Here is a 25078-nt window from a genome sequence, read left to right on the forward strand (position 1 = left end):
GACCATGCGTACTCCTTCGCGCTGGAATATGCCCGAAGCGCTTGTTGCGGTGACTGTACGTCAACCATGCTGTCCCACAAGGGAATCACGTTCCGTGAAGGTGTGTTGTCCGCCGGTTCGGATGGTGTGAGCGGTGCAGGTGCTTCAGGTTCAGTTGGTGGTCGGGCCGGACCCGGCAGAGGTGGGGCGAGCACGGAAGTGGGCCCGGTCGCGGCTCGCCGGGTCGGGCATAGGCGACGACGAGCCGCTCGCCGAGACGCTGGTGCTGCTCATCTCCGAACTCGTGACCAACGCCGTGGTGCACACCGGCTGTCCGGCCGTGCTGCGGATGCTGTTCGCCGCGGAGGGCGGGGTGCGGGTCGAGGTGGCCGACACGAGCGACCGGCCGCCGCGACCCCGGCACGCGGCGGGCGAGGACACCAACGGGCGCGGCCTGGAGTTGGTGGACGGTCTCGCGGACCGGTGGGGCTGGCAGCCGGAGGGCGCCGGCAAGAGCATCTGGTGCGAGGTGGACCGGGTTCCGTCCGTCTCCGCCGGGGTGCCCCTGGCGCCCGACAGGGTGCGCTGTTGACGATTCGTTCCGTTTTGCCCACTCTGGGGTGAGCGATTCGTGGCGAGGGGAGCCGAGGGCCGTGGCCCTCGGCGTGTGCGGGTCGCGGTCGGGCGGCGGCGGGTCCGTGCCGTGCTCGGGGCGCGTGCGAGCGCGCCGCCGCCCGCAGGCCCCTTTCGGGGTCTAGAGGATCGCGACCGGGGCCACCGGTGTGCCCGTGCCGCCGACGAAGGGCTCGGGCATCGCGGAGAGCAGGAAGGCGTACCGCCCTTCCTGTGCACAGGCTGTGGACAGGGCCTCCAGATTCCAGTTCTGCCCCTGGAGCATGCCCATCTCGACCAGGTCGAGGGCGTGTACGGGCAGCCAGAGGTCCTCGATCTCGGGCGGGAAGATCTCGAAGGTGAGCGTGTCGTTGGCGACGGCCGCGACGTCGTGGGCGTGGAACCACTCCGGCGTACGGATCGACAGGCCCGGTGACGGGAAGGCGTACCCGTGCCGGTCCCCGGCCAGGTACAGCCGGATCTGACCCGTCCGTACGAGCACGACGTCACCGGAGCGGACCGTGACCCCGCCGAACTCGGCCGCCTCGTCGAGGTCTTCCGGGGTGACCGCGTGGTCGCCCGGCAGCCGGTCGACGCCCTTCGCCGCCGCGACGTCGAGGAGCACCCCGCGCGAGACGAGGTGGCGGGCCGTGTGGATGCCGCTGAAAGCGGAGCGGCCGTGCGGGGTGATCGAGGCGGCGGGGCGGCCGTTGTAGATGCGGCCCGAGTGGGAGACGTGCGTCAGGGCGTCCCAGTGGGTGCCGGCCTGGAGGCCGAGGGTCACGGCGTCGTCGCTGGTGGCGACCGTGCCGGGGCCGAAGAGCTCCTGGTTGATCTGGACCATGACGTGGAGCGGGTTCACCCGGCCGGGGATCATGCCGGTCTGTACGCCGTCCTGCCTGAGGTCGACGGCGAGCGGGACGCGCCGGCCGGTGCGGACGGTGGCGACGGCCTCCCGTACGACCTCGTCGGTGACGAGGTTGAGCGTGCCGATCTCGTCGTCCTGGCCCCAACGGCCCCAGTTGTTGACGCGCTTGGCGATCTCGTGGAAGGCGGCGGGGAGGGACATCGGGGCCTCCGGGGTCTTGTTTTCCGGTATCTGACGGGCCGTAGAATCCTGACGACGAACGAATCTAACGGACCGTCAGAAAGCACGGGAAGGGGCCGGGCGTGGGGAACTTCTTGGCTGGCAAGGTCGTCGCCGTGACGGGAGCGGGGCGCGGCATCGGCCGCGCCGTCGCCCTCGCCTGCGCGGCGGAGGGCGCGAAGGTCGTCGTCAACGACTACGGGGTGTCGATCGAGGGCGGCGAGCCGACCTCGCAGATCGCGGCGGCGGTCGTGAAGGAGATCGCGGCGGCGGGCGGCACCGCGGTCGCCGTCGCGGACGACGTCTCCACGATGGCGGGCGGGGCGCGGATCGTCGAGACCGCCCTCACCGCGTACGGGCGCGTCGACGGCGTCGTGTGCGTCGCCGGCATCCTGCGCGAGCGGATGCTCTTCAACATGTCCGAGGAGGAGTGGGACCCGGTCGTCGCCACCCACCTGAAGGGCACCTTCACCGTCTTCCGGGCGGCCTCGGCGGTCATGCGCAAGCAGGGCACCGGGACCCTCATCGGCTTCACCAGCGGCAACCACCAGGGGTCCGTGGCGCAGGCCAACTACTCGGCGGCCAAGGGCGGGATCATCTCCCTCGTACGGAGCGCGGCCCTCGGCCTCCACAAGTACGGGGTCACCGCCAACGCGGTCGCGCCCGTGGCCCGCACCCGGATGTCCGCGAACGTCCCCATGGAGCTCAAGGAGATCGGCGAACCGGAGGACGTGGCCGCGCTCGTCGTCTACCTGCTGAGCGACCGGGCCCGGGAGGAGCGGATCACCGGCCAGGTGTACACCGTCGCCGGCCCCAAGATCGCGGTCTGGGCCCAGCCGAGGGAGTTGCGGGCGGCATACGCGGAGGCGGGCTCCTGGACCCCCGAGCGCATCGCGGACTTCCTGCCGGGGACGGTCGGGACGGACCCGATGCCGATGCTGGCGCGCCTGGAGGAGATGGCGAAGGCGGCGTCGGAGGGCGCGCGGCCCAACGCGGAGAAGGCCGACAAGGCCGGCGAGGGGGAGCGGTCATGAGAGGCGTCGTCTTCGACGGGAAGCAGGTCCAGGTCGTCGACGACCTGGAGGTGCGGGACCCCGGCCCCGGCGAGGTGCTCGTGGCGATCGCCGCCGCCGGGCTCTGCCACAGCGACCTGTCCGTCGTCGACGGGACCATCCCCTTCCCCGTGCCCGTCGTGCTCGGCCACGAGGGCGCCGGAGTCGTCGAGGCCGTCGGCCCGGGGGTCGTCCACGTCGCGCCCGGCGACCACGTCGCCCTGTCCACCCTTGCGAACTGCGGCGCCTGCGCCGACTGCGACCGGGGCCGGCCGACCATGTGCCGGAAGGCGATCGGGATGCCGGGGCGGCCGTTCTCGCGCGACGGGCAGCCGCTCCACCAGTTCGCCTCGAACTCGTCCTTCGCGGAGCGGACCGTCGTCAAGGCCGTGCAGGCCGTGAAGATCCCGCAGGACATCCCGCTGACCTCCGCCGCCCTCATGGGCTGCGGCGTCCTCACCGGCGTCGGAGCCGTACTGAACCGGGCGAAGGTCGACCGCGGCGACACCGTCGTCGTCATCGGCACCGGCGGCATCGGCCTCAACGTCCTCCAGGGCGCCCGGATCGCGGGGGCGCTGACGATCGTCGCCGTGGACACGAACCCGGAGAAGGAGGCGGTGGCCCGGCGGTTCGGGGCGACGCACTTCCTCGCCTCCACCGACGGCGTACGGGACGTCCTGCCCACCGGCGCCGACCACGTCTTCGAGTGCGTCGGCCACACCGGTCTCGTCAGGACCGCGATCGACCTCCTCGACCGGCACGGCCAGGCGGTGCTGCTCGGCATGACCGCGCCGAAGGCGGAGGCGAGCTTCCTGCCTGCGGCGATGTTCCTGGACAAGTCGATCCTGGGCTGCCGGTACGGCTCCTCCCGCCCCCAGAAGGACATCGCCCTCTACGCGGAGCTGTACCGCTCCGGCACCCTCCTCCTCGACGAACTGGTCACCCGCACCTATCCGGTGGAGGACTTCGCCCGGGCCGTCGAGGACGCGGAACGGGGGAAGGTGGCGCGGGGGGTGCTCACCTTCTGAGCGGTACGGAACGGGCGGCGGCGGCACGCCCCCGACGGGCCGGAGGTTCAGGCCGAGGGGGCGCCCGTGCGGAAGGTGCGCCGGTAGGACGTCGGGGTCACCCCGATCGCGCTCATCAGGTGCACCCGCAGCGACTGGGCCGTGCCGAAGCCGGCGTCCCGGGCGACCCGGTCGACCGGCAGGCCGGTGGACTCCAGGAGGTGCCGGGCGCGTTCGACGCGCTGCTGGGTGAGCCACTGGCCCGGGCTGATGCCGACCTCGTCGCGGAAGCGGCGGGTGAACGTCCGGACGCTCATCGCCTCCTTCTCCGCCAGGTCCCGCAGCTGGATCGGCTCGTGGAGGTGGGCGAGCGCCCAGGCCCGCGCGGTGGTCGTGGTGTGGGTGCCGGCCTCCGGCAGGGGCCGCTCGATGTACTGGGCCTGGCCGCCGTCCCGGTGGGGCGGCACGACGGTCCTGCGGGCGACGTCGTTGGCGACGGCCGTGCCGTGGTCGCGGCGCACGATGTGCAGGCACAGGTCGATCCCGGCCGCCACCCCCGCCGAGGTGAGGACGTCGCCGTCGTCGATGAAGAGGACGTCCGCGTCGACCCGCACGCTCGGGAAGAGGCGCTGGAAGTGCTCGGCGGACGCCCAGTGGGTGGTGGCCGGACGCCCGTCGAGGAAGCCGGCGGCGGCGAGCACGTACCCGCCGGTGCAGATGGAGACCAGCCGGGTGCCGGGCCGGATGCGGGCGAGCGCCGAGGCCAGCTCCTCGGGGAGCCTGCCCTCGTCGTAGACCGGTCCGAGCTCGTACGAGGCGGGCACGACGACCGTGTCGGCGGTCGCGAGGGCCTCCGGGCCGTGCTCGACGTGGATGGAGAAGTCGGCGTCCGTCTGCACCGGACCGGCCTTCGGCGCGCACGTCACGATCTCGTAGAGCGGCCGCCCCCCGGGGTCCTTCGCACGGCCGAAGATGCGGTGCGGGATGCCCAGCTCGAAGGGGAGGAGACCGGGCAGGGCGAGAACGGCGACGCGGTGCGGCGACGGCACGGGCAGCGCCCCCTTCGTACATCGATGGTGGTCCAGACCACCTGCTGATAGCTCTCCGTGTCCGTGACGGACAACACGTACAAGTCTGAGGCCACCGGGCGGATTCCCGCCCCGGTCGCCTTCCCCGCCGGACTCCTCGGCGGCGGCGGTCGGCACGGAGGAGGTGCTGCTCACGGGGGCGGGATCGCGGTGCTCGTGGTGGCGGCGCTCCTCGTGGTGCGCCCGATCAGGACGCTGTCGCGCGCATGAGGGTGCGTGTCCCGATCCTTTGGAAACCTGTCATTCGGGCCAATGGTGGGGGAGGCGCCGGCCCGCGATGCTCGGTGGCATGGCCCAGACAACCGAGACGACCGCCCGTACGCCGGCCGGTCAGCCGCTCCGTACCCCCCGCATCCACCGCGCCTGGTTCGTCGCGGCGGTCACCTTCGTCACGATCATCGGCGCCGCGGCCTTCGCCTCCCTGCCGGGCCTCCTGATCGAGCCGCTGCACGAGGAGCTCCACTGGTCGCGGGGCACGATCGGCTTCGCCGTCTCGGTGAACCTCGCGCTCTACGGCCTGACGGCGCCGTTCGCCGCCGCGCTGATGGACCGCTTCGGCATCCGCCGGGTCGTGGCCGTCGCCCTGACGATCATCTCCGTCGGCTCGCTGCTCACCGTCTGGATGACGGCGGCCTGGCAACTGGTCCTCTACTGGGGCGTCCTCGTCGGCCTCGGCAGCGGCTCCATGGCCCTGGCCTTCGCCGCGACGGTCACGAACCGCTGGTTCGTCGCACGGCGGGGACTGGTGACGGGCATTCTCACGGCGGCGGGCGCCTCGGGCCAACTGATCTTCCTGCCGCTGCTGAGCTGGCTGGTCGAACACCACGGCTGGCGTCCGGCCGCGGTGACGGTGGCCCTCGCGGCCCTCGCCGTCGTCCCCTTCGTGTGGCTGCTGCTCCGCGACCACCCGGCGGACGTCCGGCTCGCCCCGTACGGCGGGGAGTACGCCGACAAGCCCGTCCCCGTCCCGGGCGCGGCCCGCCGCGCGATCACCGTCCTCCTCAAGGCGGCCCGCACCGGCCCCTTCTGGCTCCTCGCCGGCTCCTTCGCGATCTGCGGCGCCTCGACGAACGGCCTCGTCAGGACCCACTTCGTGCCCTCCGCCCACGACCACGGCATGCCGGTGACGGCGGCGGCCGGACTGCTCGCCGTGATCGGCGTCTTCGACGTCCTCGGCACGGTCGCCTCGGGCTGGTTCACCGACCGCTTCTCGCCGCGCCGCCTGCTCGCCGTCTACTACGCCCTGCGCGGCGTCTCCCTGCTCTTCCTGCCGATGCTGTTCGCGCCCTCGGTGCACCCGCCGATGCTCTTCTTCATCGTCTTCTACGGCCTGGACTGGGTCGCCACCGTCCCGCCGACGATCGCCCTGTGCCGCGAGCACTACGGCGAGGACTCGGCGATCGTCTTCGGCTGGGTCCTCGCCTCCCACCAGGTCGGCGCGGCGGTCGTCGCCTTCGCGGCCGGCGTGGCCCGCGACGTCTTCGGCACGTACGACGTCGTCTGGTACGCCTCGGGCGCGCTGTGCGCGGCGGCGGCCCTGATGGCCCTGGTCATCAGCCGACCCCGGTCGGAGGCGGTGTCCCCGGCAGGAGCATGATGACGCTCAGGGGGTGATCGCCGATGAGCGATCGTACGGAGGGGCGGACCACCGCCCGGATGCTGAGGGTCTCGACGCTGGCGCTGTGCCTGGAGGCCGGGGTGGCCGTGGCGGCGCTCCTCACCCGGCCCGCGCGACGGGGGTACTTCGTCGCACTGCTGCTGTGGGGCACGCTCGCGGTGGTGAGCGCCTTCCTGCTCGGCGGGGTCGTCCTGTCCGTACAGGAGTGACGGGCCGCCGAGCCGTACGGGTCAGGAACTGAACCGCCCGAACCGCCCCCGGTGGAAGAGCAGCGGGTCCCCCTGGTCCGTCGCGTCCAGGCCCTCCACCCGCCCCACCACGATCAGATGGTCCCCGCCCGTGTGGACCGTGGTGATCGTGCAGTCGATCCAGGCGGGCGCGCCGGCCAGGCGCGGGGAGCCGGTGACCGGAGCCGCCTCCCACTCCACGCCCGCGAACTTGTCCGCACCGCTCACCGCGAACGACCGGCACAGTCCGCCCTGCCCGGCGCCGAGGACGTTGACGCAGAAGGTCCCGGCCGCCGCGATCCGGGGCCAGGTGGTCGAGGTCCGGGCGACCATGAAGGCCACGAGGGGCGGGTCGAGGGAGAGCGAGGCGAAGGACTGGCAGGCGAAGCCCGTCGGCCCGTCCGCGTCGAGGGCCGTCACGATCGTGACGCCGCTGGCGAAGTGCCCGAGGACGCGGCGGAATTCGGCCGGGTCGACGGGCGGGCGCTCGTCCTCCCGTACCGCGCGCAGGGCGGGCCGGGGCAGGGGTTCCACGGCCGTCGGCGAACCGGCCGCTCTCAGGTGTCGGACGACGGTGGCCGCCATCCCCGCGTGTCCCATCACACCGTCCATTGAAACTGACGGTTCGTCAGATGGGAACCCCTCGGGGACGACGGCCACGGTCTCCGGTCAGCCCGCGACGGCTCCCGTCGCCCGGGTCCACGCGACACCGGACGTGTGCCCGGTCCGGTAGGCCGTCACGCGGACGGTGATCTTCAACCCCCGCTGCGCCGACGTCAGCGTGAACGTCGTCCGCGTCGCCCCGCTGATCGCCCGCCCGTTCGCGTACCACTGGTACGCGTACGAGGTCGGCGCCGGCGTCCACGCACCCCGGTTCAGGGTGAGCGTCCGCCCGACGCGGACCGTGCCCGTGACGTACGGCGCGGCCGTCGCCTTCGGCGCGAGGCCCAGGGCGACGGTGTACCCGGCGGTCGTGTACGCCCCGCTCAGGTGCCCGGTCCGCAGCGCCGTCACGGTCACCGTGAGCTTCTTGCCGAGGACGGCCGGGACGGGCACGTACGAGGAACCGGTCGCGCCCGAGATCGCCACGCCGTTGGCCCGCCACTGGTAGGCGTACGAGGTCGGCGCCGGCGACCAGGCACCGACGACGGCCGTCACCCTGCTCCCGACCCGCGTGGCCCCGGAGATGTACGGCACCCTGGTCGGCTTGGGCGCGACGCCCTTCACCACCACGGCGGCACTCGTCGCGGTGACGACGGGATGCCCGGCCTTCCGCGCGGTCACGGCCACGGACAGCTGCTTGCCGAACAGCGTCGACGGCAGGGTGTACGTGGAGGCGGTGGCCCCGGCGATGGCGACGCCGTTCGCGCGCCACTGGTAGGCGTACGCCTCGGGCGCCGGCGTCCAGGTGCCCGTGCTCGCCGCGACCTTCCCGCCGACGACGGCGGTGCCGGTGACGGCGGGGGCGGTGGTGGTGCGGAGGGGGGCGACGACGGTGAACGTGCCCTTGGCGTACTCGTAGCCGTTGTGCGTGAACACGCTGAGGCTGCGGGTGCCGAGGCTCACGCCCGTCAGGTCGAGGGCCGCCGTCAGGCTGCGCCGGTCGGGAGCGACCGACACGGTCGTGGACCGGCGCCACTTGCCGTCCGTCCCGAGCACCGCCACCTGGTCGTTCTCGTGGAGCGCGGTACCGGTGAGCGTGACGGTGATCTTCCCGGCGCCACCCGTGGTGGGGCTCACGGCACCGATGCCCGGCTTCTCCATGCCGCAGATCGTGTCGGTGCACGCGAACGAGGCCTTCACGGCCGTGGACGCCTGCGCGGGCTGCTCCGGGACGGTGATGAGGAGCGTCGTCGGCGTGGATACCTGGGGGTACTCCCTCGTCACGGAGCAGGTGTACTTCTCACCCTCGTCCGTGTACGACCCGTGGCAGAGGTTCGGCGAGCCCGACTGCCGGTAGAGCCAGGGCCTCGGGGACTGCTCGAACGAGCCCGCCGGCGTGAACGTCAGGCCGAAGTCGTCGCCCGAGGCGGTGGGCAGCACCGCGCAGATCGCGGTGTGCTCCTCGCTCAGGGTGCCGACGAGCGGCCCGAAGCCGTAGCTGACGTTCGGGACCTTGACGCACTCGGGCGCGGGCCCGGCCGCCGTACCGATGCGCAGGGCGTCCAGGCGGTAGGCGGGCGTGGCCGTCGTGGCCTGGGGGGCCTCGAAGAGGACCTGGTAGCTGGTGGAGCCGTTCGGGGAGCAGCCCTTCGAGTAGTAGCCGCAGACGAACCCGCCGTTCGCGTCGTACGCCTCGAACCGTGCGTCGCCCTGCGCGTCGCGGATGTCGAGGTGCAGGGTGTCCCCGGCGTCCGCCGTCGTCACCTGGTGGCACAGGAGGGTGCCGGGCGGGGCCGTGACCCCGCTGATCGACGGCCCGCCGACGGCCTTGGCCGGGCTCGGGACGCAGCCGCGCGCGCTGGCGGTGACGTCGCGGCGGGACAGGGTGTGGGTGGCGCCCCAGGAGACGCCGGAGAGAAGGACCGTGTGCGCGAGCCCCGGCGTGAGGTCGCACGAGGCCCATCCGGCGGACTGCATGAAGCAGACCCGCTGCCCGGTCGAGTCGAAGACCGACATGGTCTTCGACCAGCCGGAGCCGTCGAACGCGAAGATCTCGCCGGTGGTGTGGTCGTCGGCGGGGACGGAGAGGCACTGGGCGAAGCCCCCCTCCCCGATCGTGACCCGTGCCCGGGGGCTGTCGGCCGTGAAGTCGCCCGCCGGCAGCACGGGACAGGCGCTCTCGGCGTCGGTGCGGTGGAAGGCGACGTGGTAGGTGCCCGTCATGGTCGGCGAGCCGATGAGGGTGCCGTACATGGTGACCAGGGCACGGTACGGAGCGGGGCCGGTCAGCTCGCACACCCCCGCTTCCACGGTGTCCGAGCCGCAGACGTCCTTGCCGGTCGCGTCGACGACCGTCACCTGGGGAGACGGCGCCGGGCGGCCGTACGACCGCAGCGCGGCCAGGTGAGCGCCCTCGGGCAGCGGCAGGGTGAGGCAGTCGATCTCGCCGACCGCGTCGAACGTGCCTTCCGTGGTCGCGCCGAGGGTGGCGGTGGTGCAGCCGGCGCCGGAGGAGCGGTCGAGGATCACGACCGGCTTCTCCGTGACGACGGTGTAGCGGGTGCCGGCCGTGAGGGAACAGGTCTCCGACCAGGCCTGGCAGACGGTGCTGCCGTCCGGCCGGTACACGGTGAGCCGCAGTGCCGAGGAGTCGTCGACGCCGAGGACGGTGTGCGGGGCCGTGGCGGTGGGAGCGAAGGTCGCGCACGCCGCTCCCGACGGCGTGGTGGGAACCGAACCGAAGTCGTGGACCGTCAGGGAGGCGCACCCCACGGGGTCGGAGAGCCGCCGGATCTTCTGCGTGTACGTGACGGGGAAGACGCCGGTGTCGTTCCCCACCGTGGTCAGAACCCGGTAGGGCCCGTGGCCGGGGAGTACGCAGCCGGTGCTGTCGTCCGAGTCGTACCGGGGGCAGATCCGTTCGCCGGTCTCGTCGGTGATCCAGGCACCCGCCCGGCCGCCTTCGGCCTTGGTCTCGACGGTGATCCGTTCGCCCGGCTGTCCGGTGAAGTTCTGGCAGAGGACGGCGAGCGGGCTGACCGCCCGGCCGGTCACGGGCTCCGCGTCGTAGCGGGTGCTCACCTCGGTGCCGCACGCTTCGGACGCTGCGAGGGACACGACCGCGAACGCGGCGGACACCTGGCTCGACCCGTTGTTGGTGACCCGCAGCGTGTGGGCGCCTGCCCGGGTCGGGCGGCACCGGTCGCGCGTGTAGGAGACGGGATCGAAGCAGTCCAGCCGGGTTTCGCCGTCGTAGAGCTCAAGGTCCACGTTGGAGCCCTGGAAACGGAGCTGGTGCGGGCCCGGCTTCTCCACGGTGACCGTGAAGCAGGCGGACTCGTTCGGCGCGAGGGTCGCGTGGCCGATCGCGTCACCCGGGTCGCCCAGTGGGGCGAGCGGCAGGGCGGGGCAGGAGACGCCGGCCGGAGCCGTCGGGTCCGGTGACGGCTCGACGGTCGGCGTGGGCTCCGGCGCCGGGTCCGTCGTGGCCGACGGCTCGGGCTCCGGCGCGGGTGCCGCGCTCGCGACCGGCACCGGCGGCGTCGCCGCCAGCGCCGTGCCCGTCGGGAGCAGAGGCCCGACGAGGGCCGTCAGCAGGGCGGGGATCAGGAAGAGCGATCTTCCGGATCTTCGGGATCTTGTGCGCGAGCGCGCGGAGTCGTGCATGGTTCCGTTCCCCCCGGAGCGGTGCGTGGCATGTGCACGGCACACCCTAGGGCCCCGGTACGACGGCCCCCGCTACCGCCCCTCGTACCGCGCCTCCCGCCGCTCCACGAAGCTCGCCACGCCCTCCTGGGCGTCCCTCGTCGTCATGTTGAGCTCCTGCGCCGTCGCCTCCGCCGCGAACGCGGTCGCACGGTCCACGTCCAGGGACGCGTTCACCAGCTGCTTGGTGAGGGCGAGGGCGCGGGTCGGGCCCCGGGCCAGGCGTTCGGCCCATTCGCGGGCCGTCTTCTCCAGGTCCTCCGCGGGGACCACCCGGTTCACCAGGCCCATGCCGAGTGCCTCCGCCGCCGGCACCGCGTCGCCGAAGAACATCAGCTCCTTCGCCCGCCGCGGCCCGATCAGCCGGGGCAGGAGGTACGCCCCACCCCCGTCGGGCACCAGCCCCCGCCGTACGAACACCTCGATGAACCGCGCCGAGTCCGCCGCGAGCACCAGGTCGCAGGCGAACGCGAGGTGCGCCCCGATCCCCGCCGCCGTGCCGTTCACCGCCGCGATCACCGGCTTCTCGCAGTCCATGACCGCGCCGATGAACCGCTGGGCGCCCTGCCGGATCATCCGCGCCACGTCCCCCGCGACCCGCTCGCCCGAGGCCGGCGGCGCGCCCCGCAGGTCCGCCCCCGCGCAGAAGCCGCGCCCGGTGGCCGTCACCACCACGCAGCGCACGTCCGGGGCGGCGGAGGCCTCGGCGAGCAGGGCGATGATCCGCTCCCGCTGGTCCCAGGTGACCGCGTTCATCACCTCGGGGCGGTTGAGCGTGATCCAGGAGACGCCGTTCTCGACGGTGTGCAGCAGATCCGGCACAGGGGCTCCTATCGGCAGACCGCCAGCGCGTCCAGGGCCACCGCCCCCTGCCCGCGCGGCAGCACCATCAGCGGGTTGACGTCCAGTTCGGCGAGGTCGCCGTCGAGTTCGAGGGCCATCCGCTGGACGCGGAGCACGACCTCGACGAGCGCGTCGACGTCGGCGGGCGGTGCGCCCCGTACGCCGTCGAGCAGGGCCCGGCCGCGCAGTTCGGCGAGCATCGAGCGGGCCTCGCGCTCCCCGAAGGGCGGGACGCGGACAGCGGTGTCGTTCAGGACCTCCACCAGGACCCCGCCGAGGCCCACCGTGACCGTCGGGCCGAAGAGCTCGTCGTGGGTCACGCCCACCACCATCTCGACCCCGCGCCCGACCATCTGGCAGACGAGGACGCCGTCGAGGTCGATCTCCTCGAAGCGGGCGATGTCGGTGAGCTCGCGGTACGTGTCCCTGACCTGGCTGGCCGAGGTCAGACCCACCTTCACCAGGCCCAGTTCCGTCTTGTGGGCGAGCTGGGCGCCCGAGGCCTTCATCACGACCGGGTAGCCGACGAGCCCGGCGGCCCGGACGGCCGCCGCCGCGCTGGTGACGAGCTGCTCGCGCGGCACCCGTATCCCGTACGCCCGGAGCAGCTGCTTCGCCGCGTGCTCGCTGAGCCGCCGGCCGGGCCGCATGAGGGCCTGGGCCTTGCGAAGGGACGGGGAGGGGGTGCGGGGGGCCTCGTCGAAGGGGGAGCGGTAGGCGGCGGTGAAGCGGTGGTGGTCGAGGTAGGCCTTCACGGCCCCGATGCAGTTGGCGAAGGTGCGGAAGGTGGCGACGCGCGAGGAGCCGAGGAGGGTCGTGCGGTACGCCTCCTCCGTGCCGACCGGCGAGCCCCAGACCACGCACACCAGCTTGTCGGTGGCCTCGGCCGCGTCGACGAGGTCCTGGGCGAGCTTGTCGCTCATAGGGGGGAAGGGGCCGGTGATGGGACAGATCAGCACCCCGACCGACGGGTCCGCGAGGATCGCGTCGATGATCTTCCGACCGCGCCAGTCGCCCACCGGGTGACCGCCGTTGTCGACGGGGTTGGCGACGTTCAGGTACTCCGGGATCCACTGGTGCAGTTCGTCCTGCTTGGCCTGGTGGAGCGTGGGGAGTTCGAGTCCCGCCGCCGTGGCCAGGTCGGCGAAATGGGCTCCCGTACCGCCGGAGATGGAGTAGACGACGACGCCGTCGGCGAGCGGTTTGCGTGCACGGGCGAGGAGGGCGGAGGTGTCCTGGAGCTGGTCGAGGCCGTCGACGCGGATCACTCCGTACTGCCGCATGGCCGCGTCGACGACCCGGTCGGCGCCGGTGAGCTTGCCGGTGTGGGAGGCGGCGGTGCGGGCGCCGGTCTCGGTGCGGCCGACCTTCACGGCGACGACGGGGACGCCCTGGCGCGCGGCCCGGTCGGCGGCGAGGAGGAAGGAGCGGCCGTCCTTGAGCCCCTCGACGTAGCAGGCGATGGCCCCGACCTCGGGGCGTCCGGCGAAGTACGAGAGGAAGTCGGCGGTCTCCAGGTCGGCCTCGTTGCCGGTGGGCGCCCAGTGGGAGAGGCGGACGCCGAGCTCCTGGAGGGTGAAGACGGGCCGCCCCTGGTGGCCGGACTGGGTGATGAGGGCGACGGCGGGGCCTTCGAGGTCCTCGCGGAAGCGTTCGAAGGCGTTGAGGTTGGTGTTGGGGCCGAGGAGGCGGAGCCCGGAGCGGCGCACGGCGGCGGCGAGACGTTCCTGCGCGGCGGCGCCGGCCTCCCCGGTCTCGGCGAAGCCGGAGGCGAAGGCGACCGCGAACCTCACCTTGGTCTCGGCGAGCTCCTCGATCACGGGCAGCGGGTCGGCGACGAGGAGGACGGCGAGGTCGACGGGTTCGGCGAGCGCGCCGACGGAGGGCACGCAGTCGATCCCGAACACGCTCGTACGGGTCGGGTGCACGGGCACGAGCCGGGCGCCGACCCGCTCGGCCCAGGCGAGCAGCTGCCGGGTGATGCCGGTGTTGGGCCGGCCCTCGGTGTCGGAGGCGCCGACGACCGCGACGGACTCGGGCCGGAAGAACCGGTCGAGGTCGGGGACGGTCGCGTGCAGCGGCCGGCCGCTGACGTCCAGGTCGCCGGGGGCGGCGGTGACGCCGTGCACGACGACCGGGGGCGCCTCGCCGCAGGCGACCACGCGGGCGCGGAGATCGGTGGTGAAGGTGCCGTGTGTCGATCCGAGCATCGTTCCGCTCCACCCTTCCGTCCCTGACAAGAGAGCTGACGTACTGTCAGGTTACAGAACTGACGGTCAGTCAGGAATGGGCGTACGCGGATCGGCTCCGTCAGCTCTTCGGGGACGCCCGGCGGTCCGCCCGCGCGATCCGCCGCGCGATCCTCTCCGCGTCCGTCGCCAGCTCCCGGAACATCCCGCTGATCGGGTTCGTGAACCCCGTGAAGTAGAGCCCGGGCGCCTCGCGCGGGCTGCGCGCCCCGTGCGCCACCGGCAGCCCGCGCCCGTCCAGCACGTCCAGGTGTCCGAGGAGCGGCTCCAGGGCGCGCCGGTAGCCGGTCGCCGCGATCACCGCGTCCGGGGCGATCCGGCTGCCGTCGGCGAGGACCGCCTCACCGTCCTCGAAGCCCTCCACGGCCGCGACGATCTCGACCTTCCCGGCGCGCACGGCGTCGACCAGGCCGACGTCCTGCACCGGGATCGCGCCCTCCCGCTGCCGGGTGGCGAGGCCCTTGTCCGGCCGGGGCAGTCCGTGCGCGGTGAGGTCGGGCGAGGCGAACCGGGCGAGCAGCGCGCCCATCCGGTCGACCAGGGCCACCGGTAGCCGCCGCACCAGGATGCCGGAGCGCTGGGCGGGCCAGCCGAGGGTCGTGCGGCGCACGATGTGCGGGACGGTCCGCACCGCGAGCCGCACCCGGGCCGCGCCACCGTCGGCGAGGTCGGCGGCTATCTCGGCGCCGGTGTTGCCGATGCCGACGACGAGGACGTCCTGCCCGGCGTACGGCTCCGGGTTGCGGTACGCGCACGCGTGCACGAGCCGGTCGCCGTACTCGTGGAGGCCGGGCCACTCGGGCAGGTGCGGGGTGTGGTTGTACCCGGTGGCCACCACGACCGCGCGTCCGGTGAGCAGCCGCCCGCCGGTGGCGTGCAGGACCCAGTCGGCGCCGGAGCGTTCGATCCGGTGGACCTCGACGCCGGTGACGATCTCCAGCTCGTGCTTCTCCGCGTACGTCTCCAGGTAGCGGACGACGTCGGCGCGGGCGACCCAGCGGCCGAAGGAGCGGGGCATCTTCAGGCCGGGGAGGGCGGAGAGCCGCCGGGTGGTGTGCAGTCGCAGCCGGTCGTAGTGCGCGCGCCAGGAGGCGCCGACGGCGTCGGACTTCTCCAGGACGACGGCCCGGACGCCCCGCGCGCGCAGGGCGGCGGCGACGGCGAGCCCGCCGGGTCCGCCGCCGATGACGTACACGGGGTGAACGGCCTGCGGAGAGGGTGTTCGGGGGGTGGTGACCATGAATGCTGAGCGTAATGACGTGTACACGCAGTGGGTCTCGGTCATGAGGGGATTTCGGTTGCGAATCGGTCACGCGCCCCGGCCGTGCCCGCCAGCCCCCGCGTCCGCCAGCCCCTTGCGCTCCCCGGTCGCCCTGCGCTGAACTGACGTACCGTCAGATTCAGCTCCCGGGGAGGGTCCGCATGCAGACCGTCTGGCTCACCGGCGCCGAATGGCTCGCCGTCCTCCGCATCGGCCTCGGCCTGTGGTGGCTGGAGAGCTGGCGCCACAAGGACAAGAAGGGCTGGTTCGAGCGCGGCACCGGCATCGCCTGGGCGGCGGACGTGGCCGGCAAGCACCGGTGGACGGCCGTGAGGAACGGCTTCGACACCGTCGTCGCCCCGCGCCCCAGGCTCATGGCGTACGTCGTCGTCTACGCCGAACTCGCTCTCGGCCTCGGTCTCGTCACCGGCCTCCTCACCCCGGTCGCCCTCGTCGGCGGCCTCCTCCTCAACCTCCTCTACCTCGTCCTGATGATCCACGACTGGGCCGAGCAGGGGCAGAACGCGATGATGGCGCTGATCTCCCTCGTCGCGCTCCTCGCCATGTCCTGGCAGACCTGGTCCCTCGACGCCGCGATCGGACTCTTCTCATGACCGCGACCCCCGACATCGACGCCTTCACCCGCCCCTACTGGGACGCCGCCGCCGAAGGGCACCTGCTGCTGCGCCACTGCGCCGCCTGCGACCGCGCCCACCACTACCCGCGCGAGTTCTGCCCGTACTGCTGGAGCGAGGACGTCCGCTGGGAGCGGGCGAGCGGCCGCGCCACCCTCTACACCTGGTCGGTCGTCCACCGGAACGACCTCCCGCCCTTCGGCGACCGCGTCCCGTACGTCGCGGCCGTCGTCGACCTCGCCGAAGGCCCCCGCATGATGACGGAGGTCGTGGGCGTGGCGGGGGAGGACCTCCGGATCGGGATGGAGCTGGAGGTCGCGTTCCGGCCGGAGGGCCCGGACGGGGACGTCACCGTCCCCGTCTTCGGCCGTCCCCGCTCAGAGGGCTGAGATGTTCCGCCAGAGGTAGGAGCGGTCCCCGGAGTTGCAGGTGTACGTCATCACGAACGGCGGGCCGGTCACCAGGCACGCGCCGTTGTTCACGTTCTTGATCGTCCGCCCGGAGGACGTCGAGGTGCCGATCTTCCAGGACTGGACGCTGGACCCGTTGCAGGAGGCCAGTGCCACGGTGGAGCCGGAGGGCTCCAGGCACTTCCCCGACTTCCTGCTGATGAGGCGGAAGGTGCCGTTCGCCCCGGGGGAGTAGGTCCAGGAGTACGAGAGGCTGCCGCCGTTGCTGGGCGGGGAGCCGCACTTGTAGGTGTTGACGAGGGTGGCCCAGCCCTCGTCGCTCTCGGCCAGGCACTGCCCGTTCGAGGCGTTCTCGATGGAGTACGTCCCCGAGGGCGCCGAGCCGCCGGAGGGCGGAGGTGCGGGCTGCCGGGTCGTCGGCTTCGGGGCCGGGGTGGTGGTCGCGGTCCCGCCGGAGGAGCCGCCACCACCGGAGGAGGTGGAGGAGCCGGAGCCGGAGGTGCCGGCCCCGCCACCGGTCGTGGTGGAACCACCGGTGGACGAACCGCCGGTGGACGAACCGCCGGAGGACGAGGAGCCGCCGGGCAGCGTGCCCGTGCCTCCCGCCCCGCCGCCCGTACCGGGCGGCGGCGGGACGGCCGTGGCGGGACCCGAGGGCTTGGCGCCCGGCTTCTTGGACGCCGACGGCTTGACGGACGGCTTGGCGGTCGTCGGACCGGCGGACCCGACCTGGGCCGGCTGCGAGGCCACCGCGGACGGCGATTCCGAGGGGGCCGCGCCCAGTCGGTCACCGATCTGGTACGGGCCGAGGGCGACGGTCAGGGTGGTTCCGGTCGCCACGACGACGGGCACGGCGAGCATGACGAACCGGTTGCGCCGCCGCTTGTCGGGGGCGGCCGTGCCCGTGAGGGCGATCGCGTCGGGCGCGGCGGTCGCGGGCTCCTTCGGGGCCTGCGGGGTCAGCGAGGCCGTCGCCACGTCCTGCGTCGGGTCGGTCCGCTCCAGCTCCGCGAGCTGCTCGACGGTGGGCGCCCCGGCGGCGAAGACCGCCCGCTCGGCGATCCGCTCGGCGACGGCCGCAGGCCAGACGGCGCCCGCCGCGCGCTCCTCGGTGAGCCCGACGAGCTCGTCGGCCGTCGGCCGGTCCGCCGGGTCCTTGGCGAGACACTTCCGTACGAGCTCCGCCAGCTCGGGGTCGCCCTCCGCGAGCCGCCCGAAGTCGGGCTCGCCGTGGACGACCCGGTAGAGGAGGTCGGGCCCGGAGCCGTCACCGAACGGAGGCCGCCCGTTCGCCGCGTACAGCAGGAGGCTGCCCAGGCCGAACACATCGGCGGCACCGGTCAGCTGCCGGTCGGCGACGGCCTGCTCGGGCGCCATGTAGGCGGGGGTGCCGATGACCATGCCGGTCTTGGTCAGCCGGCTCTGGTCGGCCGCACGGGCCACGCCGAAGTCGATGAGCGAGAGGCCGGTGCCGGTCAGCATCACGTTGGACGGCTTGAGGTCGCGGTGCACCATGTCCGCGCCGTGCACCACCCGCAGCCCGGCCGCCGCCTCCCGGAGGAGCCGCCACAGGGCGCCGCCGGACAGCGGGCCGCCGTTGAGCCGGACGGCCTCGTTGAGGGTGATGCCGGGGATGAACTCGGTCGCGAACCACGGCGGCTTCGCCGTGCGGTCGCTCGCGAGGAGCCTGGTGTTGGCCCCGGCGGGCAGCCGCGCCAGGTTGTCGAGCTCGTGCCCGAAGTGACTGAGGAAGTCGGCGTCCTCGGCGAGCACGGGAAGGACCCGCTTCACCGCCGCGAACTTCCCGGGCACGGCGCCGAGATAGACCCGCCCCATCCCGCCGGACCCGAGCACGCCGAGCAGTCTGAACGCCCCGATCTGCCGTGGGTCGCCCGTTTCGAGGGGCATCGCCCCACTGCCGTTCAGACTGTCGAGACTGGATTGGTCTTCCGCATCCCCCTGCATGGGCCACACAGTAGCCGAGCGGGTCGAGTACCTGAATGAAGCTCAAGTTCTTGTTTTCGAACTGTGGTTCACGCTCCCGGGGCGTGTGAGGGCGGCAGGTCCGCCCGTCGTGGGACGGACCCCGATCCGAGGGGAGGCGGGACGGGCAAGCAGCTTGTGTAGGCGGGGAGCGGCTCGCCCTCGATGACGTCGGATGCCGACCGGGTCACCCCGGTTCGCGTGAAGGTTCAGGCGACGATCGCGATGACCTTCGCGGCGTATCCCACCGCCTGGATGGTCGAGTTGACCAAGGCACCTATGTCGGCGTTGACCTTGCTGCTGCAGCGTGCGTTCCAGGCGCCGTTCGAGGCCCGGAAAGCGTCACGGATGGACTGGCGTGAAGCGCTTCTGTTCCAGTTGTAGTCCCGGGAGCCCGATTCGAAGGTCCCGTGCATCCGGCCGGACGTCTGGAACACGAAGGCCGTGCCGTTGCCGAAGCGCACGACGCAGACACCGGCGAAGTTGTAGCTCGGCGCGCCCGAGTCGTGCATGTGACCGGAGTAGCTGTAGGACCCGCTGGGGAAGACGCTCAGCGAGTACCACCCGCCGACCGGGACGCCTCCGCTGAAGGTCACGTTCCTGTTGATGATGACCTGCGTCGGCAGGATGGTGGGGCTGTCGGGTGCGAGGTTCGCGGCGCCGGACGGCGCCGCGGGCGCCGCCTCCGCCGCGGTCGGGCCGGCGATGGTTCCCGCAGCCATCAGGGCGGCTGCGAAGCCCGTCGCGACGCGACGCTTGAGAATGCTGACCATGACTCCGTCTCCTTCGAGCAACGGAGAAGGTGTTGGTTTTTCAACCGTTGAACAGTGGCGTTTCTCCACTGTGAGAACGACTGGCCGGTCTTTTCCCACCTGTCACCAGTCGTGTCGACCGGTGCTCACCCATATGGGGCACCAGTGACCACACTAGTCAGTTGGCCGATTCTTTGCGAGATGGAGAACGGGCCGTCGCCGGGCCGGTCGTTCAGCAGCGGACGAGGGCTCGGCGCCGCACCTCACGCCAGGGCCCAGGGAGCGGACAGCAGGTCCGCCACGCTGCGCCGGTCACGCCCCTCCGGCGGCTCTCCGACCGCCTTCCCCAGCGCGACCATCGAGACGATCGACCAGTCGGGGTTCGGGTCCAGCTCCTTGGTGAGGCCCTCCATGTCGAAGGCCCGGAACTGGTGCGAGGCCAGCCCCAGCGCCTCGGCCTGGAGGGTCATGTGGGCGATGGCCTGGCCGAGGTCGTAGTCCGCGAACTCGGAGTAGAGCAGCTCCGTGCCGCCCACATGGCGGCGCGTCAGCGTGACGACGAGCAGCCCCGCGTCCGTCGCCCACCGGGCCGAGCTGGGCGCGAGGTGCCGGACCACCCGCTCGTGGTCCGGCTCCCCGGGCCGGCTCGCGAAGAAGCCCCACGGCTGGGAGTTCCCGGCGGACGGAGCCCACCGCGCGGCTTCGAGCAGCAGGCGCAGGGACTTGTCGTCGACGGCGGCCGACGGGTCGAACCGGTACGGGCTGAACCGTCCCGCGAGGAGAGGGTGGATGCCGTCGGTCGGTCCGAGATCACGTTGCACGTCCCGGTCCAACCGGCCGCCGCACAGGCGTATTCCGGTCAGCTCGCGGCCGCCGGCGGCTCCCGCCGCTCCGGGTCGTGCAGCGCCCCCGACACGTACTCCATGGCGCGGGTGAAGACGGGGTCGGTCATCCGTCGGCCCATCTCCTCCTCGTCGACGTCCTCGATGTGGGTCTGGATCCACCACAGGTTGCCGAAGGGGTCGCGCACGCGCCCGACCTTGTCGCCGAAGAAGAGGTGCGTGACCTCCGTGACGGAGGTTCCGCCCGCCTCGACCGCACGCCGGTGGACGGCCTCCGCGTCCTCCACGTACAGCCGGATGAAGGCGGGCGTCGGTCCCCAGCCGGGCGGGCTGTCGAAGGCCATCAGCCGCCCGTTCCCGATCCTCAGCTCGGCGTGGCCGATGGTGCCGTCCTCCAGGACGAACCGCCCCAGCTCCTCGGCGCCGAAGGCCCGCTCCGCGTAGTCGATGAGCCCGGCGGTGTCGCTTCCGATGATCCAGGGGGTGACGGTGGTGTGGCCGTCCGGGACGGCCTTGACCGGTTCGTTGTCGCTCATGGGGGTGAAACTAGGCGGCCTGTAGGCCAGCGCCTGACCTACACGCCCTGGGCGAGGACGCCCAGAACGTGGGGCGCCGCCTCCGCCAGGGTCGGGAAGTGGCGGTGGGCGTCCGGGTGCGGCGCCGGGGTGTTGACCGTCCAGACGGTCATCCCGGCGTCCAGCCCCGACCGCACCCCGGACGGCGCGTCCTCGATCACCAGACACTCCGCCGGGTCCGCGCCCAGCTTCCCGGCGGCGGTGAGGTACGGGACGGGGGACGGCTTCCCTTCGGCGACGGAGGCCGCGTCGACGACGAGCCCCGGGAGCGGCAGCCCGGTCCGCTCGAACCGTCCCCGCACCCGGTGCTCGTAGTTCGACGTCACCAGGGCCCACCGGTCGGCGGGGAGACCGGTGAGCAGCTCCGCCGCCCCCTCGAAGGCCGCGTACGACCCCGTACGGACGTCCTCGTCCTCCAGCGCGTGCAGGAGGGCGAGGCACTCGTCCGGGTCCGCGTCCGGCACGACGGCCGCGAAGGTCTCCACGGGCCGCGTCCGCAGCGCCGTGGCGTACACCTCGGCGCCGTCGAGCCCGTACCGCGCGGCCCACGCGTGCCAGACGCGCCGCTGGTTCTCGACGGCGTCCATGAGAGTGCCGTCGACGTCGAAGAGAACGAACTTTATGGAGGTCACGCCCCGGATGCTACGTCCAGGAAAGCGGCCCAGGAGGCGGGGGAGACGGCGAGCTGGGGGCCGTGGGGGTCCTTGGAGTCGCGGATGTGGACGAGGGCGGGGTGGGCGGCGACCTCGACGCACTCGCCGCCTTCGCCGCCGCTGTAGCTGGACTTGCGCCAGTTGTAGGCGACCTCGACGCACTCGCCGCCTTCACCGTCGCTGTAGCTGCTCTTGAACCAGGCCAGATCTGCGGTGCTCATAGCTCTCCCAGCATTTTCTCGATCCGCTCCAGGGACTCGCGGCGCGTGAGTGCCTGCGCCCGGATGATCCCATAGCGCTCGGTGTACATGCGGACCTCCTCCGGGTCGGTGAACAACCGGGCGTGTCCGTAGATCTCGGTGTACGCGACCTCGCGCCGCCCCTTGGGAGTAAGCAGGGTGAACGAGCCACCCAGGCCCGGGTGTTCATCTGGGTCGTTCGGCATGATCTGGAAGTGCACGGTCCGCAGCCGAGCGACCTCGGCGATGCGCCGCAACTGCTCCCGGAAGGCGTCCCGGCCGCCCAGCGGGCGACGCAGCACCGCCTCCTCGACGACGAAGCTCATCGTCGGCCCCGGCCACTTCTCGAAGATGACCTGACGGGCCAGTCGGTCGGCCAACCGCTTCTCGATCGTCTCCTCGTCGTAGAGCGGGCGGCGGTACCGGAACACGGCCTCCGCGTAAGCGGGCGTCTGCAGAATGCCCGGCACCGCCTGCACGGCGTAGTAGTGCAGCGCCACAGCTTCCGCCTCCGCCTTCGCGAAGCTCCGGAACCAGTCCGGGTGCCGCACCCGCGCCCGGGAGACGGCCTCCCGTACATCGTCCGCCGCAGCCGCCAACACCCCGCCCGCCCCCAGCACCGGGTCGAGCTGGACCAGGAAGTCCGGCTGGGGGACTCGTACCCCCCTCTCGATCGAGGAGATCAGGTCCTCGCTGCAATGCACGATGGCGGCCAACTCCGCCTGGCTCAGGCCCGCGTTCTTCCGCAGGGCCTTGATCTGTTTCCCCAGCGCCCTGAACAAGTGCGCCGTACCGTCCACCTCGGAGGGCCGTTCCGGCCGCTCCTCCTCGTTCCCCGACATCCGTACCGCCCTCTTGGCGTACCCGTACAGTTACCCAGCGTCGTGGCGTCGCTGCTGGTCAGCGTACGGCCGGAGGGCCAGCCTCGGGGCATGACATACGAAACCGCCACCCCAACCGGTGAGTTCACGCTCCGGCTCTCGGCAACGCGCCGGGGCGCGCGCCTGGCGCGGTTACTCGCCGTGCAGCAGCTCCACGACTGGGGCGTCACCGGAGGCCCCGCCGACTCCGCCGCCCTCGTCGTGGCCGAGCTCGCCAACAACGCGGTCCGGCACGGGTGGGTGCCGGGGCGGGACTTCGAGGTGCGGATGGAGCGGGGCGACGACCACGTACGGGTCGAGCTGTCCGACGCGCGGGGGGAGCGGCGTCCGGTTCCCGCCCGGGAGCCGGACGAGGGCGGCTACGGGCTGCTGCTCGTCACCGCCCTCGCCACGGCGTGGGGCGTGAAGGACCGGTCGGTCGGCAAGACGGTCTGGGCGACCGTGCCGCTGACGGGCCGGTGACCGGTCAGAACAGCGTGGTGTACCAGCCGGGGGCGGGCAGGATCGTGGTGGCCCCGGCGCGTGGGGCGAAGGGGACCTTCCAGTCGCCGGTGCCCCGGTAGAGGGCGAGGGTGCTGTCGAGGTGGCCCGTGCGCCCGTTGGCCAGGAGGTCGGGGCGGCCGTCGCGGTCGGTGTCGCCGACGGCGACGATCTCGTTGTACGCGTTCCAGCCGCCGCCGATCCGGGTGCGGGCGGCGAAGGTGCCGTCGCCCTTGCCGAGGTAGAGCCAGAGGACGCCGGCCTTGTCGCGGGCGATCAGGTCGCCGGTGGGGTTGCCGCCGATGTTCCCGGTGGCGACGAGCTTGTTGTAGATGCCCCAGCCGTGGCCGGTCTTCCTGCGGGGGGCGAAGGGTGCGGAGGGGTTTCCGGTGCCCTTGTAGAACCAGAGGTCGCCGGCCTTGTCCGCGGCGACCAGGTCGGGACGGCCGTCGCCGTCGAGGTCGCCGTTGCCGGTGATGTCGTTGTACGTGTTCCAGCCGCCGCCCACCCGGACGGGCCGCGCCAAGGGGGAGGCGGCGTTGCCGGTGCCCGGGTGGATCCAGAGCGTGCCGGTCTTGTCCCGGGTGACGAGGTCGGAGTACCGGGCGCCGCTGACGTTTCCGGGGGTGAGGACCCGGTCGTAGGCGGCCCAGCCCGCCCCGGCGTTCGTCGCGGTCGGCGCGCCCGTGTGGGCGAATTCGAGCGCCTTGCGGCCGTCGAACATGTACAGGTTGTCGTTTCCGCGGACGAGGAGGTCGGGCGAGCCGCTGTCCGAGAAGTTGTGCGGGGCCTGGCCGCTGTCGACCTTGAGCGTGCCCGTCCTCTCGACGGACGGGCCGATGCCGTTGCGGGGCGCCGCCGTCATCCGCCAGGTGTAGTCGCCGTTGTAGGCGGTGGAGAAGTCGTCGAACAGGCCGGTCCACGTCGCGGTGGCCCGCCCGGTGGCGTCCGTGGCCTCGACGTACGTCTTCCGCTTCCCGGAGGCGGTGTGGATCAGCTCGATGCGGGCCGTCGTGGGCTGGGAGAACCGCCAGGTCGGTTTCACGTCGCCGGCCGTCGTACGGAAGTCGGCGGTGGCGGGAACCGACTGCTCCAGGACCTGGAGGACGATGGGCAGCCCCATGCTCGCCACGAGGGTGGCGGTCGGCGTGCCGTCGGGGCCGGGGGCGATCCGGTAGATGCCCTCGCCCTGGTCGATCGTGCCGCCCTGCACGAGGAGTTCGGTGTCCGACTGGCTGCGGATGGTGTCCAGGCTGTCGAGGACCTTGACCGTCTGCCCGGTCGTCAGCGAGCGGAGTGACAGCCCGTAGAGGGGGTTGGGGTGAGGGAGCGTGTTGGTCTCCCCGTACGCCAGCCAGTCGCCCATCAGCTCGGCCTGGATCCGGCTCCCGTAGCCGATGGGGATGCGCGTGGTCTCGGGCTCGTTCCTCCGGGCCACCTCCAGGGCCACCGCCCCGTTGGCGGCCGGGCTTTCGGCCCAGGCCAGGTGCGTGGCGGACAGGGTGACATCGGTGTCGTAGTCGGCCAGTGTCGCGTGACGCTCCTCCACCACCGTGGCGGTGGCGACGTCCACCACGGCCACCCGCCAGTCGGCCGCGTTGCCCACGGGCTCGTAGTACAGGAGGGACAGGGTGTCCGGCGAGTCCACCTGGCTGGTGAGCGAGCGGGTGACCGCGTCCGCGGGCAGCCCGGATATCGGCCGGTCGACGACCGTGCCGTCCGGCTTGCCGACCAGGTGGATGTCCCGGCCCTCGCCGCCGTCGGCCCGGGGGACGCTCACGACGAGGGTGCCGCCGACCAGGTCCATGAGGGTGGCGCCCGTGCCGAGGAAGCCGATGTCGATGGTCACGGGGGAGGAGGCCCCGGACATGTCGTACACGGTGTGGACGGTCCCGGACGAGGCCACGACGGTGTCCGACCGGACGGTCCCCCTGGAGCCCTCGGGCAGAGCGGTCGTGACACCGTCCGCGTACCGGGTCCAGGAGAACCGGCCGTCACGGTCACGGGTGAGGAGCCCCGACGGGCCGTTGCCGACCAGCCGGGAGCCCTGCGGCAGGGCGGGCACGGCGGCGGCCTGCTGCTCCGCCGCGGCGGCCGCCGTGACGGCGCCGGTGCTCGACGGGGCCGCGACGGCAGGGACGGCCGGCCCCGCCGCGGTGACGGCGAGAACGGCCGTCACGGCCGCGCGGAGCCGGACGCGGGCGGTACGCGTGGGCGTCAAGGGTGGTCCTCCCCAGGGGCTGGATGACGCTGGTGGAGGACGACGACGGCGGCCCCGAGGCGCTGGTCGCGGCCTG

24 protein-coding genes are annotated in these 25078 nt (G+C 72.7%); 9 read left to right on the forward strand and 15 right to left on the reverse strand.

Annotated features, from left to right (window positions below):
- Positions 1 to 133: 133 nt before the first annotated feature.
- Complete coding sequence (locus tag ABZ318_RS02185) at positions 134 to 571, forward strand: ATP-binding protein (RefSeq protein ID WP_356900573.1); 438 nt, start codon at positions 134 to 136, stop codon at positions 569 to 571.
- 162 nt (positions 572 to 733) lie between these two features.
- Here ABZ318_RS02185 and ABZ318_RS02190 read toward each other — a convergent pair whose 3' ends face one another.
- Entirely contained in the window at positions 734 to 1660 is a 927-nt protein-coding gene (locus ABZ318_RS02190; protein WP_356900574.1) for a cyclase family protein, read from the reverse strand.
- A gap of 101 nt (positions 1661 to 1761) precedes the next feature.
- On the opposite strand from ABZ318_RS02190, the gene ABZ318_RS02195 reads away from it, so the two are divergent.
- Both ABZ318_RS02195 and ABZ318_RS02200 read left to right on the forward strand, forming a co-directional pair.
- Positions 1762 to 2712 carry an SDR family oxidoreductase gene (locus tag ABZ318_RS02195; protein ID WP_356900575.1) on the forward strand — a complete coding sequence of 317 codons (951 nt, stop codon included), beginning with the start codon at positions 1762 to 1764 and terminating at the stop codon, positions 2710 to 2712.
- Positions 2709 to 3758 (forward strand): Zn-dependent alcohol dehydrogenase, encoded by a 1050-nt coding sequence (locus ABZ318_RS02200; protein WP_356900576.1) that lies wholly within the window; start codon positions 2709 to 2711, stop codon positions 3756 to 3758. Before ABZ318_RS02195 ends, ABZ318_RS02200 begins: the two co-directional genes overlap by 4 nt.
- Before the next feature lie 47 nt (positions 3759 to 3805).
- Here ABZ318_RS02200 and ABZ318_RS02205 read toward each other — a convergent pair whose 3' ends face one another.
- Entirely contained in the window at positions 3806 to 4786 is a 981-nt protein-coding gene (locus tag ABZ318_RS02205; protein WP_356900577.1) for a helix-turn-helix domain-containing protein, read from the reverse strand.
- Positions 4787 to 4843: 57 nt separating this feature from the next.
- Here ABZ318_RS02205 and ABZ318_RS02210 point away from each other — a divergent pair, with 57 nt between their 5' ends.
- The 3 genes from ABZ318_RS02210 (at position 4844) to ABZ318_RS02220 (ending at position 6652) form a co-directional block, all read left to right on the forward strand.
- On the forward strand, positions 4844 to 5035 hold the full coding sequence (locus tag ABZ318_RS02210) for a hypothetical protein (RefSeq protein ID WP_356900578.1): 192 nt from the start codon (positions 4844 to 4846) through the stop codon (positions 5033 to 5035).
- Positions 5036 to 5114: 79 nt separating this feature from the next.
- The gene (locus tag ABZ318_RS02215) at positions 5115 to 6422 is read left to right on the forward strand and encodes an MFS transporter (RefSeq protein ID WP_356900579.1); all 1308 of its coding nucleotides are present in this window, start codon (positions 5115 to 5117) and stop codon (positions 6420 to 6422) included.
- Positions 6423 to 6445: 23 nt separating this feature from the next.
- Complete coding sequence (locus ABZ318_RS02220) at positions 6446 to 6652, forward strand: hypothetical protein (protein ID WP_356900580.1); 207 nt, start codon at positions 6446 to 6448, stop codon at positions 6650 to 6652.
- A gap of 21 nt (positions 6653 to 6673) precedes the next feature.
- On the opposite strand, the gene ABZ318_RS02225 is transcribed toward ABZ318_RS02220, so the two are convergent.
- The 5 genes from ABZ318_RS02225 to ABZ318_RS02245 form a co-directional block, all read right to left on the reverse strand.
- The gene (locus tag ABZ318_RS02225; protein ID WP_356900602.1) at positions 6674 to 7255 is read right to left on the reverse strand and encodes a flavin reductase family protein; all 582 of its coding nucleotides are present in this window, start codon (positions 7253 to 7255) and stop codon (positions 6674 to 6676) included.
- An 84-nt stretch (positions 7256 to 7339) separates the two neighbouring features.
- A complete protein-coding gene (locus tag ABZ318_RS02230) occupies positions 7340 to 10939 on the reverse strand; it encodes a hypothetical protein (RefSeq protein WP_356900581.1) in 3600 nt (1199 codons plus the stop codon).
- Between the two features lie 72 nt (positions 10940 to 11011).
- Complete coding sequence (locus ABZ318_RS02235) at positions 11012 to 11800, reverse strand: enoyl-CoA hydratase-related protein (RefSeq protein ID WP_356900582.1); 789 nt, start codon at positions 11798 to 11800, stop codon at positions 11012 to 11014.
- Positions 11801 to 11808: 8 nt separating this feature from the next.
- A complete protein-coding gene (locus tag ABZ318_RS02240; RefSeq protein ID WP_356900583.1) occupies positions 11809 to 14031 on the reverse strand; it encodes an acetate--CoA ligase family protein in 2223 nt (740 codons plus the stop codon).
- A gap of 100 nt (positions 14032 to 14131) precedes the next feature.
- Complete coding sequence (locus ABZ318_RS02245; RefSeq protein ID WP_356900584.1) at positions 14132 to 15310, reverse strand: NAD(P)/FAD-dependent oxidoreductase; 1179 nt, start codon at positions 15308 to 15310, stop codon at positions 14132 to 14134.
- 182 nt (positions 15311 to 15492) lie between these two features.
- Between ABZ318_RS02245 and ABZ318_RS02250 the strand changes: the two genes are divergently transcribed.
- Both ABZ318_RS02250 and ABZ318_RS02255 read left to right on the forward strand, forming a co-directional pair.
- Entirely contained in the window at positions 15493 to 15945 is a 453-nt protein-coding gene (locus ABZ318_RS02250) for a DoxX family protein (RefSeq protein WP_356900585.1), read from the forward strand.
- Positions 15942 to 16355 carry a Zn-ribbon domain-containing OB-fold protein gene (locus ABZ318_RS02255; RefSeq protein ID WP_356900586.1) on the forward strand — a complete coding sequence of 138 codons (414 nt, stop codon included), beginning with the start codon at positions 15942 to 15944 and terminating at the stop codon, positions 16353 to 16355. Before ABZ318_RS02250 ends, ABZ318_RS02255 begins: the two co-directional genes overlap by 4 nt.
- Here ABZ318_RS02255 and ABZ318_RS02260 read toward each other — a convergent pair.
- From ABZ318_RS02260 to ABZ318_RS02290, 7 genes are all read right to left on the reverse strand, one after another.
- Entirely contained in the window at positions 16344 to 18284 is a 1941-nt protein-coding gene (locus ABZ318_RS02260) for a protein kinase (protein ID WP_356900587.1), read from the reverse strand. The genes ABZ318_RS02255 and ABZ318_RS02260 overlap by 12 nt on opposite strands.
- Positions 18285 to 18568: 284 nt before the next feature.
- The gene (locus tag ABZ318_RS02265) at positions 18569 to 19132 is read right to left on the reverse strand and encodes a hypothetical protein (RefSeq protein WP_356900588.1); all 564 of its coding nucleotides are present in this window, start codon (positions 19130 to 19132) and stop codon (positions 18569 to 18571) included.
- Between the two features lie 242 nt (positions 19133 to 19374).
- Positions 19375 to 19932: a nitroreductase family protein gene (locus ABZ318_RS02270; RefSeq protein ID WP_356900589.1), complete on the reverse strand. Its 558-nt coding sequence runs from the start codon at positions 19930 to 19932 to the stop codon at positions 19375 to 19377.
- Positions 19933 to 19970: 38 nt separating this feature from the next.
- Entirely contained in the window at positions 19971 to 20489 is a 519-nt protein-coding gene (locus tag ABZ318_RS02275; protein ID WP_356900590.1) for a VOC family protein, read from the reverse strand.
- Positions 20490 to 20527: 38 nt separating this feature from the next.
- Positions 20528 to 21160 (reverse strand): HAD-IA family hydrolase, encoded by a 633-nt coding sequence (locus ABZ318_RS02280; RefSeq protein WP_356900591.1) that lies wholly within the window; start codon positions 21158 to 21160, stop codon positions 20528 to 20530.
- Entirely contained in the window at positions 21157 to 21402 is a 246-nt protein-coding gene (locus ABZ318_RS02285) for a DUF397 domain-containing protein (protein ID WP_356900592.1), read from the reverse strand. Before ABZ318_RS02285 ends, ABZ318_RS02280 begins: the two co-directional genes overlap by 4 nt.
- Entirely contained in the window at positions 21399 to 22262 is an 864-nt protein-coding gene (locus ABZ318_RS02290; protein WP_356900593.1) for a helix-turn-helix transcriptional regulator, read from the reverse strand. The genes ABZ318_RS02285 and ABZ318_RS02290 overlap by 4 nt, the downstream gene beginning before the upstream one ends.
- A gap of 90 nt (positions 22263 to 22352) precedes the next feature.
- Between ABZ318_RS02290 and ABZ318_RS02295 the strand changes: the two genes are divergently transcribed.
- A complete protein-coding gene (locus tag ABZ318_RS02295; protein WP_356900594.1) occupies positions 22353 to 22763 on the forward strand; it encodes an ATP-binding protein in 411 nt (136 codons plus the stop codon).
- Positions 22764 to 22767: 4 nt separating this feature from the next.
- Here ABZ318_RS02295 and ABZ318_RS02300 read toward each other — a convergent pair whose 3' ends face one another.
- On the reverse strand, positions 22768 to 25002 hold the full coding sequence (locus tag ABZ318_RS02300; protein WP_356900595.1) for a VCBS repeat-containing protein: 2235 nt from the start codon (positions 25000 to 25002) through the stop codon (positions 22768 to 22770).
- Between the last annotated feature and the right edge of the window lie 76 nt (positions 25003 to 25078).

This window comes from Streptomyces sp. NPDC006197 (assembly GCF_040613865.1).
Classification (GTDB): Bacteria; Actinomycetota; Actinomycetes; order Streptomycetales; family Streptomycetaceae; genus Streptomyces.